Origin of the sequence: Phenylobacterium sp. (assembly GCF_004297125.1) — a bacterium.
Taxonomy (GTDB): Bacteria; Pseudomonadota; Alphaproteobacteria; order Caulobacterales; family Caulobacteraceae; genus Phenylobacterium.
The window spans coordinates 60,405-73,062 of the sequence record NZ_SCVD01000025.1 but is presented as its reverse complement, the minus strand read 5'-3'; the positions used below and the strand labels follow the sequence as shown (position 1 = coordinate 73,062).

11 protein-coding genes and 1 pseudogene are annotated in these 12,658 nt (G+C 67.3%); 4 read left to right on the top strand and 8 right to left on the bottom strand.

Annotated elements, in window-relative coordinates; all coding sequences use genetic code 11:
• Positions 1 to 10: 10 nt before the first annotated feature.
• Positions 11 to 742 carry a DNA repair protein RecO gene (gene recO / locus EPO51_RS18005; protein WP_293353058.1) on the top strand — a complete coding sequence of 244 codons (732 nt, stop codon included), beginning with the start codon at positions 11 to 13 and terminating at the stop codon, positions 740 to 742.
• On the opposite strand, the gene EPO51_RS18000 is transcribed toward recO, so the two are convergent.
• Positions 707 to 1,360, bottom strand: a complete 654-nt coding sequence (locus tag EPO51_RS18000; RefSeq protein WP_293353056.1) for a hypothetical protein — start codon at positions 1,358 to 1,360, stop codon at positions 707 to 709. The genes recO and EPO51_RS18000 overlap by 36 nt on opposite strands.
• Positions 1,361 to 1,624: 264 nt before the next feature.
• Here EPO51_RS18000 and EPO51_RS17995 point away from each other — a divergent pair, with 264 nt between their 5' ends.
• The 3 genes from EPO51_RS17995 to parC all read left to right on the top strand — a co-directional run bounded on the left by EPO51_RS17995 (position 1,625) and on the right by parC (position 5,281).
• Positions 1,625 to 2,053: a hypothetical protein gene (locus tag EPO51_RS17995; RefSeq protein ID WP_293353054.1), complete on the top strand. Its 429-nt coding sequence runs from the start codon at positions 1,625 to 1,627 to the stop codon at positions 2,051 to 2,053.
• Positions 2,054 to 2,193: 140 nt separating this feature from the next.
• On the top strand, positions 2,194 to 2,919 hold the full coding sequence (locus tag EPO51_RS17990) for a PEPxxWA-CTERM sorting domain-containing protein (RefSeq protein ID WP_293353053.1): 726 nt from the start codon (positions 2,194 to 2,196) through the stop codon (positions 2,917 to 2,919).
• Positions 2,920 to 3,028: 109 nt separating this feature from the next.
• Positions 3,029 to 5,281 (top strand): DNA topoisomerase IV subunit A, encoded by a 2,253-nt coding sequence (gene parC, locus EPO51_RS17985; RefSeq protein ID WP_465246612.1) that lies wholly within the window; start codon positions 3,029 to 3,031, stop codon positions 5,279 to 5,281.
• On the opposite strand, the pseudogene EPO51_RS17980 reads toward parC, so the two are convergent.
• From EPO51_RS17980 to EPO51_RS17950, 7 genes and pseudogenes are all read right to left on the bottom strand, one after another.
• Positions 5,273 to 5,917, bottom strand: a pseudogene (locus tag EPO51_RS17980) (PEPxxWA-CTERM sorting domain-containing protein); the annotation flags it as partial. The gene parC and the pseudogene EPO51_RS17980 sit on opposite strands and share 9 nt — an antisense overlap.
• A gap of 95 nt (positions 5,918 to 6,012) precedes the next feature.
• The gene (locus EPO51_RS17975; protein ID WP_293353049.1) at positions 6,013 to 6,654 is read right to left on the bottom strand and encodes a TetR family transcriptional regulator; all 642 of its coding nucleotides are present in this window, start codon (positions 6,652 to 6,654) and stop codon (positions 6,013 to 6,015) included.
• Positions 6,655 to 6,746: 92 nt separating this feature from the next.
• Positions 6,747 to 7,370 carry a PEPxxWA-CTERM sorting domain-containing protein gene (locus EPO51_RS17970; protein WP_293353047.1) on the bottom strand — a complete coding sequence of 208 codons (624 nt, stop codon included), beginning with the start codon at positions 7,368 to 7,370 and terminating at the stop codon, positions 6,747 to 6,749.
• 152 nt (positions 7,371 to 7,522) lie between these two features.
• On the bottom strand, positions 7,523 to 7,930 hold the full coding sequence (locus EPO51_RS17965; protein ID WP_293353045.1) for a GreA/GreB family elongation factor: 408 nt from the start codon (positions 7,928 to 7,930) through the stop codon (positions 7,523 to 7,525).
• A gap of 449 nt (positions 7,931 to 8,379) precedes the next feature.
• Positions 8,380 to 8,766, bottom strand: coding sequence for a nuclear transport factor 2 family protein (locus EPO51_RS17960; protein ID WP_293353043.1), 387 nt, complete (start codon positions 8,764 to 8,766; stop codon positions 8,380 to 8,382).
• Between the two features lie 255 nt (positions 8,767 to 9,021).
• Positions 9,022 to 10,356 carry a DNA polymerase gene (locus EPO51_RS17955; protein ID WP_293353041.1) on the bottom strand — a complete coding sequence of 445 codons (1,335 nt, stop codon included), beginning with the start codon at positions 10,354 to 10,356 and terminating at the stop codon, positions 9,022 to 9,024.
• A 265-nt stretch (positions 10,357 to 10,621) separates the two neighbouring features.
• Positions 10,622 to 12,253 (bottom strand): RNA-directed DNA polymerase, encoded by a 1,632-nt coding sequence (locus tag EPO51_RS17950; protein ID WP_293353039.1) that lies wholly within the window; start codon positions 12,251 to 12,253, stop codon positions 10,622 to 10,624.
• Positions 12,254 to 12,658 lie beyond the last annotated feature (405 nt).

Sequence of the window (12,658 nt, the reverse complement as noted above, 5' to 3'; positions counted from 1 at the left end):
GAATTCCCCCGTGGAGTTTGAGGACGACGCCTTCGTCCTGGCGGCCCGCGCCCACGGCGAGGCCGGCGCGATCGTCGAGCTGCTGACCGCGCGGCACGGCCGCTACGCCGCTCACGTGGCCGGCGGGGCGTCGCGCAAGATGAAGCCGTTCCTGCAGCCCGGCGCCCAGGTGCTGGTGCGCTACCGCGCCCGCGTCTCAGAGCAGCTGGGCTCGGCGATGCTGGAGCCGGTGGGCGAGGGCCCCTCGGCGCTGTTCGACGACGCCCTGGCGCTGGCCGGGATCGCCGCGGCGGCCGCCGTCGCCGCCGGCGCCTTGCCCGAGCGCGAGCCGCATCCGGGCGCCTACCTGGCCTTCGAGGCCCTGGCGGCCGCCTTCGCCATCCCCGACATCTGGCCCGCGGTCTTCGTCCGCTTCGAGGCCGGCCTGCTGCAGGACCTGGGCTTCGGCCTGGACCTGTCCAAGTGCGCCGCGACCGGCTCCACCGACGACCTGATCTACGTCAGCCCGCGCACCGGCCGCGCGGTCTCCCGCGACGCCGGCGAGCCCTACAAGGACCGCCTGCTGGCCCTGCCGCCCTTCATGCTGTCGGCCCAGGGCCGCCTCATGCCCGGCGACGTGGGCGCGGGCCTCGACATCACCGGCCACTTCCTGGAGGCCTTCATCTTCAATCCGCTGAACCGGCCGCTGCCGCCGGCGCGGGTCTGGCTACTGGAGCGCCTGCGCGAGATGGGGCGTCTCTGACGGCGGCAGATGCCGGCCGACCACGCCGAAGAAGCCTTCCAGGTCCTCGATCCCGACGGTGAGCGGAACCTTGGGCCGCAAGGTCTCGCCGCTCCGAAGGGCGATCTCCACGTGCGAGAAGCCGGTCGCCGAGCGCCGGAACCTGACGCCGCGCAGGTCGCGCCAGGGCATGACCAGCCCGCCGCCGACGCTGATCCCCGTCGTGTCCGCCCGCACCGTGGGGAAGGGGTGGGCCCACGACCACAGCATCATCGCCGCCATGAAGCCGCCGACCGCCACGCCCAGCGGCCCCATCGCCCAGAACCCGGCCTTGGCGTCGAAGTCCAGGTTCACCGCCGCCAGCGTCCAGATCGCCGAGCCCGTGGCGATCCCGGCCCAGGTTCCCAGGTGCAGCATTTGCACGACCGGCGCGGCTGGCCCCAGCTCATAGCCGACGCCCCGCGGTCGTTGCAGCGCCCGCCAGAGGCTGAGCGCCGCCAGCGGCAGCGTGCAGCACAACAGGCCAGACCCCACATAGGCCCCGATCGCCGACCCGCCGCCCATGGCGAGCGCCGCCACCACGGCCAGCGCCGCCGCGACGAGGAAGCTGCCCAGCAGGCGCAGGCGCGAGAGAGTCATCCCTCGACTGTGCCGCGACGGCCTTAAGCCGCCCTGAAAGGTCATGGTTTCCGCCGCCCGGCCCATGCGCTACAAGCCCCGCCATGACCCGCGCCAGCCGCAAACAGGCCATCCAGCAGCAACGCCATCACCTGGCGGTGTCTGCGCGCGCCTGTTCCGGAGCCCTGGCCTAGCGGTCCAGACCCCCTCGAACAGTCCTCGCAAACCCCGCCTCGGCGGGGTTTTTGCCGACGCCCGCCGAGCCCCCACGTCAAGGAGCTCCCTATGCCGCCCCACCTTTCCGACGCCGACATCGAGCGCATCGGCCTGGGCGTCGCCGACCGCAGCCTGCCGAAGCCGGAATGGACGCACGCCGCCCACTTCGCCGCCGCGCTCTGGCTGCTGACCCGCCCCGGCGTCGATGCGGAGGCGCAGATGCCGGGCCTGATCCGCGCCTACAACGCCGCCACCGGCGTCGAGAACAGCGACACGTCCGGCTACCACGAGACCATCACGCTCGCCTCCCTGCGCGCCGCCCGCGCCTGGCTGGCCGAGCGGCCGGGCACGCGGCTCTCGGAGGCGCTCGCCGACCTCCTGGCCTCGCCTTTCGGCCGCTCCGAGTGGCTGTTGGCCCACTGGTCGCGCGAGGCGCTGTTCTCCGTCGCCGCCCGCCGCGCCTGGCTGGACCCGGACCTGGAGCCGCTGCCGTTCTGAGCCCGGATGCATCCAAATCTGCAGGGGGAGTCTGCAACCTTGCCGATTGTCCCGCTTGCGCCTGCGCCGTACCTAGCCAGTCTTCCCATTGAGGAACGTCAAGTCATCCGCCGACCGGCGGACTCGCAAGGAATGTAATCATGAAGATGAACCTGTGGCTGGCGCTGCCCGCCGCCCTGACGGCGATCGCCTTTTCGCAGCCGGCGTCCGCCGCCGTCGTCACCTATACCTACGCCGGAACCGTAAGCTACGGGTTCGACGGCCTCGGACTCTTCGGAGAAGTTGGCGGCGACATCACGGGGTCCGCCTTCACAGCCGTCTTCTACCGCGACGACGCCCTGGCCCTGCCGGAGAACATCTTCCAGGGCGAGATCAACAGCTTCGTCACCGGCGAGGGCGCCTACGCCCCGGTCCGCGCGGTCCTCACCATCGGCGGCGTCTCCTTGGAGATCGGCGGCGCCTCCGGCGAGCAGACCCAGTACGACGACGGCGCCGACGAAGGCTTCAGCCACCAGGCGGCGGGCCCCAACGCCAGCCTCAGCCTGCACGCCAACACCGTCGGCACCTTCGCGCCCTCGTCCCTCAACTACCTGGCCGGCCCCGACTACCACACCCTGCAGAGCCTCACCGCGGCCCAGACGCCGGGCTGGGGCTGGAGCGGGAACTTCGACATCTTCGCGCCGGAGGCGGCCAAGAGCTCGAACTACACCACCGGCGCGTTCAACCCGATCTCGTTGGTCGTCGGCCCCAACCCGGGCGGTGTCGTCTCGCCGGCGCCCGAGCCCGCGTCCTGGGCCCTGATGATCGTGGGCTTCGGCGCCGCCGGCTGGACGCTGCGCCGCCGCCGCGGCCTGGCGTTCGCGTAAGGGCGGCTTCCTCCCCTGCGAAAGCGGGGGAGGGAACCCGACGCCGCACTGACGCCGGGGAGGGCGTGCGCTAGAGAGGGGGTGAAACCTCTCCACCTTTGCGATTCCCATGACCGTCATCACACCGCCCGGCCCGGGCGACCGCATCATCGACGAGCCGCTCAGCGAGGCGCTCAGCCGCCGCTACCTGGCCTATGCGCTCAGCGTCATCACCGACCGGGCGCTGCCCGACGTGCGCGATGGCCTCAAGCCCGTGCAGCGCCGCGTGCTCTACGCCATGCGCGAGATGCGGCTGAACCCCGAGAACGCGGCCCGCAAGTGCGCCAAGATCGTGGGCGAGGTGATGGGCGGCTACCACCCGCACGGCGACCAGTCGATCTACGACACCCTGGTCCGCATGGCCCAGTCGTTCGCCCAGCGCTATCCCCAGGTCGACGGCCAGGGCAACTTCGGCAACATCGACGGCGATAACGCCGCGGCCATGCGTTACACCGAGGGCAAGCTGACGGTGGCCGCCACGCTCCTGCTGGACGGGATCGAGGAAGACGCGGTCGACTTCAAGCCCACCTACGACGGCTCCGACACCGAGCCGGTGGTGCTGCCCGCCGGCTTCCCCAACCTGCTCGCCAACGGCTCCACCGGCATCGCCGTCGGCATGGCCACCTCGATCCCGCCGCACAACGCCGGCGAGCTGATCGACGCCTGCCTGCTGCTCCTCGACCAGCCGGACGCCTCCACCGAGGCCCTGATGACCCACGTCCAGGGGCCGGACTTCCCCACCGGCGGCGTCATCGTCGAGCCGCGGTCCAGCCTGCTCAACACCTACGAGACCGGCCGCGGCGGCGTCCGCGTGCGCGCCACCTGGGCCAAGGAGGACCTGGGCAAGGGCACGTACCAGATCGTCATCACCGAGATCCCCTACCAGGTGCGCAAGGCCGAGCTGATCGAACAGCTGGCCGAGTTGATCGACGCCAAGAAGGCCCCGCTGCTGGGCGACGTCCGCGACGAGAGCGCCGAGGACGTCCGCGTGGTGTTGGAGCCCAAGAGCCGCAACGTCGAGCCCGAGGTGCTGATGGAGAGCCTGTTCAAGCTCTCCGACCTCGAGACCCGCTTCAGCGTCAACCTCAATGTTCTGGACGCCCGCGGCACCCCCGGCGTCATGGGCCTGAAGCAGGCCCTGGTCGCCTTCCTGGACCACCGCCGCGAGGTGCTGGTCCGCCGGGCCCGCCACCGCCTGGCCAAGATCGAGGCCCGCCTCCACATCCTCGACGGCCTGATGATCGCCTACCTCAACCTGGACGAGGTGATCCGCATCGTCCGCTACGAGGAGCATCCCAAGGCCAAGCTGATCGAGACCTTCTCGCTCTCCGAGCTCCAGGCCGACGCCATCCTCAACACCCGCCTGCGCCAGCTGGCCCGGCTGGAGGAGATGGAGATCCGCCGCGAGCACGCCGAGCTGGCCGAGGAACGCGACGGCATCGTCACGATGCTGGCCTCCGACAAGGCCCAGTGGAAGCTGGTGGGCGAGGGCCTGAAGCACACCAAGGCCCAACTCGCCGACCTCAACGTCCGCCGCTCCACCTTCGCCGAGGCGCCCCAGATCGACACCGAGGCGGCCCTGGAGGCGATGATCGTGCGCGAGCCGATCACCGTCATCCTCTCCGAACGCGGCTGGATCCGCGCCGCCAAGGGCCGCGTCGAGGATCCCTCGGAGCTGAAGTTCAAGGAGGGCGACAAGCTCCAGTTCCTGGTCCCCGCCGAGACCACCGACAAGCTGCTGATCTTCGCCTCCGACGGCCGCTTCTTCACCCTGGCCTGCAACAACCTGCCGGGCGCCCGCGGCCACGGCGAGCCGCTGCGCCTGATGATCGACCTCGACGACAAGGTGGGCCTCATCGACGTCTTCCCGCACAAAGCCGGCACGAAGCGCGTCCTGGCCTCCAAGGCCGGCTACGGCTTCATCCTGCCGGAGGAGGAGGCCATCGCCTTCCGCCGCGCCGGGAAACAGGTGCTGAACGCCGGCGATCCGACGAAGAAGGGCGAGGGCGCCGCCGTCTGCCTCCCCCTCGGAAACGCCGACCAGCTCGCCGTCATCGGCGACAACGGCAAGATCCTGGTCTTCCCCGTCTCCGAACTGCCCGAGATGCCCCGCGGCAAGGGCGTGAAGCTCCAGTCCTATCGCGAAGGCGGCCTGCGCGACGCCATGGCCTTCAGCGAGACCGAAGGCGCCGCCTGGATCACCGCCGACGGCCGCCAGCGCGCCTGGCCGGAGTGGAAGGAATGGCTAGGCCGGAGAGCCGGCGCCGGCAAACTGGCCCCCAAGGGCTTCCCCGCGACGAAGCGGTTCCGGCCCAAAACGTAGCGCCTTGCGCCGCCGCAGCGCCGCCCCGGCTCCGGCGAAGCCCAGGATCATCAGCGCCCAGCTCGCCGGTTCCGGCACGCCCGTCGTCGGGTCCGCCGCCACGCTCGCCAGCACCTCCACCCCGGCGTGCCCGCTGCGGAAGTTGGCCGTGAACTCGTTGGGGAAGGCGATGGCGACCTTGATCCGCTCGGAGCCCTCGTTGTCGAAGGGGTCGAAGGCGCAGTCGCCCTCCGCCTGTTCACGGGCCAGGCCCTGCAGGCAATAGCGGGCGGGGTTCAGCGGAAAGCCGAAGAACACCCCCGACTGCTGCGTGAAGTTGACGAACCCGGCGCTGTCGAAATCAAACAGCAGGTCCGTCGCCGTGGCCGTCAGCCCCGTCCCCTCGACGACCACCGGCAGCGACAGGAACTTGCCGTTCTCCATCTGCCGCGTGTGGTCGCCGTCGGTGACGACCACCCGCCAGGCGGTGATGTTCGCCGCCGTCAGCACGCCCAGCGTCCCGTCCGTCGTGATCGAGACCTGCGCCTCGGCCGCCCCCACCGGCCGGACGCTGACATAGGTGGTGGCGGCGGCCGAGGCCCCGGCCAGGGTCAGGAACAACGCGGCCGCACAGGCCGGAAACAATCGCAGCATCATCGAAAACCCCCACATGGCGCGGCCGCGCGGCCCGCCCTCAGCGAGTTTACAAAGTGCTACAACTTAAATTGTGATGCAATGTAAAAGCGGCGCCCCTAGCCGTGGGCCCCGTCGCCGCCCTCCGCCCGCGCGGCCTGCCACGGCTTCACGTCCCGCTCGATCCAGTCCAGCAGCGTCCGCTCGAGCAGCGCCAGGACCTCGTCGGGATCCACGCCGGGGTCCTTGCGCGCCAGGGCGAAGGTGGCCTCGTTCATCGTCCCCAGCGTCAGGATCGCCATCGGCTTCACCAGGCGGTCCGGCAGGTCCTCGGCGCCGGCGATCATCTTCAGCCGGCTCTCGATCAGGGCGAACCCCATCCGGGCGTCGATCGTCCCCCACTCCTCGCGGCCCAGCACCGCCGGCGCCTCGGTGAAGACGATCCGCTGATAGACGGGGACCTGGGTCACCCGCATGGACTCCAGCGCCCCCAGCCGGAACCCTTCGATCACGCTGGTGGCCTTGGCGGCGGCGTCATAGATCGCCTGGTGCACCTGGGTCTGGAGCCGCACCACGATCTCGCGGAACAGGGTCTTCTTGTCCTTGAAGTGATGGAACAGCGCCCCGTCCGTCACCCCCGCCGCCTCGGCGATGGCGGTGGTCGAGGTGTCGGCGAACCCGCGCGCCACGAACAGCGCCTGGGCGGCGTCCATGATCCGCACCCGTGTGATCGCGGCGTCCTGCGCACGTCTCCTGGCCATGGCCCTGGTTTAGGCGCCGTCGGCGGCGGACTCAATGGGGGGCGGGGCCCGCGGGGCCCGGCGCGTCGCCGCGCCGAAGGGCGTTGGCGGCCTCAGGCGGCCGTGACCCGCCGCCGCCGCAACCTCGCCCCCGCCAGGCCGAAGCCCGCGATCATCAGCGCCCAGGCCGCGGGCTCGGGCGCGGGGGCCGGGGCCGGGCCGCCGATCGCCGTGCCCAGCACGGCGAGGCCGTTGGCGGAGACCTTGATGTTGTCGGGGTTCGGCAGGCCGAAGGTGATGTGTTCGGCGCCCCCCACGTTCTCGAAGCCGCACCTGAACGGGATGAAGAGCTGGCCGTCGATGCAATAGCCGCGCACCGCCGGACTGAATTCGGTGGCGAACAGCAGGTGTCCCTCGCCCTCGAAGTCGAACAGCAGTTGCGTGGCGCTGGCCGTCAGCGCGGTCCCTTGCAGCCGCAGGAGGGAGTTGTCGCCGCTCAGGGGCCCGAACAGGGTCTGCGAGTCGATCCCGTTGGTGATCGTGACGGTCCAGTCCAGGACGTTGTCCTCGGTCAGGAAGCCCACGGTGTCGTCGGTGACGAGCACCAGTTTCACCAGGCCGTCGGCGCCGAGGTGGCGTGTGCCCGCATAGGTGGTCGCCGCGGCCGGCGTGATCGTCGCGCCGCCGAGCGCCACGGCGATCGCGGCGGCGACGGACAGGGTTTTCAAGGTCTTCAAGCAACGGGCTCCGGGATTTCGGGCGCCGCCGATCGGGCGGCCGCCGGGCGGATGTGTTTACAAAGTGGCGCAACGTAAAACACATCTTACAAAGTGGTGCAATGTAAAACCCGCCCCGGCCAGGCGCTCCCGCCCGCCGCTCAGCCGGCCCCTCAGCCCACCGCCGCCCCGACGCTCTCGACCCGCACCGCCCGCGGGCGGCCGTCGGGCATGGCCCAGGCCAGGGTGGCGCCGGGCCGCAGGCCGATCAGGGCCGCGCCCACGGGCGAGATCACCGACAGGCGGTCGCGGTCGATGTCGGCGGTGTCGGGCCCCACGATCTCGGCGGTGTGCGTGCGCCCGCTGGTCTCGTCGCGCCAGGTGACCCGCGAGCCCAGGCGCACGAAGTCGCGCGGCGCCTTGCGCGGCCCCACCACGATGGCCCGCGCCAGCTCGTCGGCCAGGAGTTCGGCGCCGGGCGTGTGGAACACCCGCGCCAGGTCGGACAGCCGCTCATAGTCGGCCTCGGCCACATAGACCGGGGGCAGGGCGGCGGTCTTGGGTTTCGATTGGATCGTCATCTTCAGTCTTCTTCTTCGTTTTCAGTCGGACGCCGGCCGCGGCTCGGCCGCGCCTGTCCTTCGGGGGTAGATGGATGGATTGGAGGAGGTCGCGGCCCCGGTCTCGCGCTCACGCCAATGCGGCGGAGCCATCCGAAGTCCATTGCGACAGGGGATTGTCGTGTGTGTCCCTGAACCCCGGCCTTACGGCCAGCACGGGCTCAGGGTCAGCCGCCTGCGACGAGGCGGCCGGCGTGGTGCGTAAGACGCTGAAAGGCGCTGAATCGGCACATCGCCCCCAAGAGGTGGGGTGCGCGGCCGGCGATGTCAAATCGGGGGGCGGCGACGGTGGCAAGGGCTTCCCCGCCACCAAGTGTTTCCGCCCGAAGGCCTGGCGCCCAGCTCCTCCCCTGCGAAGCGGGGGAGGGGGACCACGAAGTGGTGGAGGGGGCGCCGCCGCCGCCGCCCCTCTACCCCTGCAGGAACGTCTCGCTGTGCGCGTGGCATCGCCACCCGTCCGCCTCGCGGATCCAGGTCGAGCTGTCGGCCGCGCGCATCTCCTGGGCCTTGCCGTCCATCCTGACCTTCTGGCGCACGGTATAGGCCACGATCGCCACGTCCGGCGCCGGCGTCGACACCTCCACGTCCTCGAAGGCGTAGGACTCCAGCACCCAGGACTTGTCCTCGGTCATCGCCCCCATCTTCGCCTGCGGAATGCTCGTCACCCCGCGCGGCCCGGTCACGATGCTGGTCTCCCCCGACAGCGCCGCCGTCCGCTGGCCGTCCTTCGCCTTGATCGCCTCCCAGTAGGACGTCTCCAGCGCGATCAGCTCGTCGCGGGTGGGGGTCTCGGTCATGGGGATGCTCCCTGCGTGCGCCACCGCCAGCCGTTGGGCGTGAACGGGGGGCGGGGCAGGGAGGTTCCGAGGGTGGAGGAGCGCCCGCGACGCGGTTCCTTTCCCGCGGCACGCGGGAGAGGGGGACCGCCCGCCGAAGAGCGGGTGGTGGAGAGGGTGAGCGACAGCACTGGAGGCGGCGCGTCTAAAAGCCGTCTAGCGTTCGGGAATGGATATCGTGTCCCCGAATTCGCCACGCGGCGCGTCGACTCTGAGTTATTGGTGAATTGAGAAAGGGCCTACGACCACGCGAGGGATCACCGTCGGGCAACGTCGCTGAAAGGCTTCGACCATAGCCGTCTGGGCCGCCGTCACAGCGTCGTCGTAACCCGCAAGGTCGAATTGCATGAGGACGGCGTCATGCATCGGCAGGAGAATGCTTTGAGCTCCAAATTGCCGCGCTAGGTCGATCAGCGCTTCTTTGAACACAAGCGACGCAGTCGCTTGTATTGGCTGATTGACCGCCCAGCGACGTTCCTTCCGGTTCAGTGGGCCAGCGTTGGCGCGCTTGCGCCGATTTCCGAAGGCGCTCGAAACATAGCCTTTCGCGCTGAGTTGAGCTTCCATATCAGCCCTAAATTTGGCGAGGCCGGGATAGGCATCGAAGAAGCCTTGGACGGCTTCCTTGCACGCGCCCCGTTCCGCTTCCGTGGCGTTGGGCGCTACTGCAAGGGTTGCGATCCGTTCCAGAGTCATGCCGTACGAGAAGGCTAAGAAGATCCGCTTTGCTAAGGGCCGGTCCTCTACCGTCCCAAACACGCGCTCGCTTAGGGCCTCGTAGACGTCCCCTCTGTTGTAGGCCGCCACGAAGCCGGAATCATGTGCCAGGGAGGCCATAATCCCCGGCTCAAATTGAGCGTAATCCAGATACGCAAGACGCTTGTTTGGATCGGGAGCGATAAGGCTCCGGTACCCCCGCCTCAGTTGCTGGAGAAACGGGTCGGCGACCAAGATTCGGCCGCTCACAGTTCCCATGACGTTGAAGATCGGGTGCAAGCGATTGCCCACACCCGATGCGCGTCGGAGAATAGTCTCGTCTCGACTGGCGTCGGCGAATTGAAGAAAGTCGCGAGCAAACCCCGAATTGGGCGCCGCCATCTTGAAGGCTTCACGCAGGAGCCCGCCCTCGGTCGTCGGTAGCAGATGGGAGGCGTCCGTGCGCTCCAAGTGCTGGGAGACGTTCCAGAAGTTGAGCCCACTAGGGCTAGAGTTCAGCGCTGCCGCAACTGAATGATACGCCTCGTACTTTTCATCCGCGACTTCTTTGAGAAGTCGATCCACCACGTCGTGATCCACAGCGATACCGACACTTTGGCGGTTCGCAAAAATCGACTGGACCGGCGCCTCAACCTCAAGCAGTCGCGACAGCTCGCCCGCTTCCTTGAGGCGCAACAGAATTCCGTCCCACCCCTCATGCAGGGCCTTCGCAGCTGCGTCGAGCAACTCCGTGATTTCGGGTTCGCCCGGCCTAGGACAACGGGATTGTGCAATCCCTGCAAATTTCGCGCCGCCCTGCCGATCAGCGAAGTAGCGCGAGAGGTATCTCCACACGTCCCATTGGCGGTCTCCCCCCTCATCTCTGGGTATCCCCGCAGCAAGCCGGAGGGCGTCGCCTAGGTCTAGTGGGCGACTTGGTGGAGCGTAGCCTAGCCGGCGTAGATCATCGACCAGCGCAGCTAGATCATAGGTCGCAAGCAGTCCTGAGAAGTCGCTTACCTCTCGCCCTGAAACGCGCTTTGCACTGCCGTCGGGGAGCCGCAAATAGAAGAGCGACGCCCTCACCGCGAAAGGATCGGGCAAGTATGAGAGGTATCCATCAATCATAATCGCGACCTAGATCGATGTAGCGGGTAATTGGGCCAGCTTCGGGAGGGGCCATGTAAATACCCTCCCTAGACAATCCTTTGTATACGTTCTTGAGGTCGCCTCTCAAATAGGGCTGAACATTTACTTCGATATGCGGGCGGTAGTGGAGTTCTTGAACCGCTATCAGAGCGGTCCGCTGTCCAAGGTAGGACTCTGAGCGAGAGAAGTTCTCAGCAACTACGACGCGTTCCGCCTTCCCACCCAGCGCGCCGACGTAAAGCGTTGCCCCTGATCGATTGGCATCATCTGGTGCCGTTCGAACGAGGCCGAGCGCGTGGAGCATAAGATCTGGATCCATGTGCTCCTTCTGCACGAGCAGCGCCCACAAGCGATAACTCTGCCATGTGTAGAAGTTCTTCTCAGGATCTCGGAGCAAGCCGGAAATCTGCCCGAGGAGCTGGGGGCTCAGAGGCACAGATCGTAGGTAGCGGGCCAATTGGTCCGTCGCGGCTGGAGCCGTGGCGAGGGCGTCCACAACAAGGGGTGTAATTCCGTCGAAATATTCCGGGGGCACCGCAAACTCAGGACACTGGGCGAGCACCTCAAGGCGTCGGATGCAGTATCGGAAGACGCGTTTATCAACCTCGCCGCTTCTCAGAAGTCGCTGTGTAAGCTCCTTCAGGAGCGGAAAGGATCGGGAGATTGGCCGTATGGCACGAGTGTTCCAGATGGCATCAATCTGATGCAACTCAGTGCCGCCCAGGTCGAGGCACTTGTCTAGCGCCTCGTCATCACCGGGGCGGCAGATTTGGGTCTTTCCCGAATTTACCGACAGCCCAATCTTTCGAAGTTCAATGCTGAGTTCCTTTAGAGCCCGTCGAGCCTGGAACTCGTCGCGGCATGCAATCTTGATGTCATCCATGTAGCGAAAATACTGGTGTCCCCGCTGGAGCATCGCGCGGTCCACGGGGAGCATGTAGACGTTGGCCAAGAACGACGATGCGTCTCGGTTTTGAGGAAGCCCTGCGTTCTCGCTAAAGCACCACTCGCGTAGGCAGTCGAACAGAATCGCAAGGTGTGAGCGGATGCGAGATTTCTCGGCGGCGCTAGTTTTTATTTCTGGAATTAGTGACTGTAGGGTTTGTTTGAGAATATCAAGATTGATGTTCTCGAAATAGTTCGTGAGATCGGTAGAGAGCAGCGTCGGGTTTGTTTTCACCGAGGTCTTAACGACCCCGATAAAATCTTGCCACGATTGCACGGCGCGCTTGAAGAGGTGCTTCGCCGCGTCCTTCTCCTCGGCCTGTCGATGATTGAAGACGTTCCACGGCAACAACGGGTCGTAGAAGGGGACGAGGTATGTCGCGATGCCTTGGTAGAGCGCTCGGTCCGCGACACCCGTTTCCAACGCGTATCGAAGCGTGAAGTTGGATTTCGGAACGTTGAGCAAGTTGCGTCTGATGGGGCGGTAGACCCCCTCATTCCCATCAAAATTCTGGGAAAGGACCCCCTGGATTTGGTCGTGCCGAAATATGTCCTCGAACTCTCTAGGATCGGGGAACCAGTCGTCTCGGAGATCCCGGCGCAGTTGGCGGAGGACAATTTCGTCGTCAAATTGGAGCGGACCGAGGTCAATAGCCATGACTGGCTTCGCGCGAACTGAGCCGCCGCGTTGCTACGCGATTTTCATGTCGGTCGATGTTGTCCACGAAGATGCCCACCCAGCGGAGATACAACCCCATGTTTGCGATGTGAGCAATCTCGCTCGGCGCAGGCAGGGTTTGCCGCTTGGCGTCGAATGTTCTCATCACGACCCGTGGTGGGAATGCCCAAAGTGAGCGAAATTCGGGGACAGGATATCCATCCCTATTCACGCATCCCCAGGATGCCACCCCACCTTAAGTCCACGGCAGCCCACCGGCCCGGCGCCGCAGCCGGGTCAAGGACCGGGCTCTGCCCAGCCGCGCGTCAGCGAGTCCTTGACGGGGCGAAGGGGCCGGGCACGCTCCGCGCCCGGACCCGAACCCCTACAGCCCCGAACCCCCGC

Excerpts from the sequence above, each read along its gene's own strand:
- EPO51_RS17960 (WP_293353043.1), bottom strand. The coding sequence starts at position 8,766 with ATGACCGAGACCCCCACCCGCGACGAGCTGATCGCGCTGGAGACGTCC.
- EPO51_RS17995 (WP_293353054.1), top strand. The coding sequence starts at position 1,625 with ATGCCGCCCCACCTTTCCGACGCCGACATCGAGCGCATCGGCCTGGGC.
- EPO51_RS17975 (WP_293353049.1), bottom strand. The coding sequence starts at position 6,654 with ATGGCCAGGAGACGTGCGCAGGACGCCGCGATCACACGGGTGCGGATC.
- EPO51_RS17965 (WP_293353045.1), bottom strand. The coding sequence starts at position 7,930 with ATGACGATCCAATCGAAACCCAAGACCGCCGCCCTGCCCCCGGTCTAT.
- parC (WP_465246612.1), top strand. The coding sequence starts at position 3,029 with ATGACCGTCATCACACCGCCCGGCCCGGGCGACCGCATCATCGACGAG.
- EPO51_RS18000 (WP_293353056.1), bottom strand. The coding sequence starts at position 1,360 with ATGACTCTCTCGCGCCTGCGCCTGCTGGGCAGCTTCCTCGTCGCGGCG.
- EPO51_RS17990 (WP_293353053.1), top strand. The coding sequence starts at position 2,194 with ATGAAGATGAACCTGTGGCTGGCGCTGCCCGCCGCCCTGACGGCGATC.
- EPO51_RS17950 (WP_293353039.1), bottom strand. The coding sequence starts at position 12,253 with ATGGCTATTGACCTCGGTCCGCTCCAATTTGACGACGAAATTGTCCTC.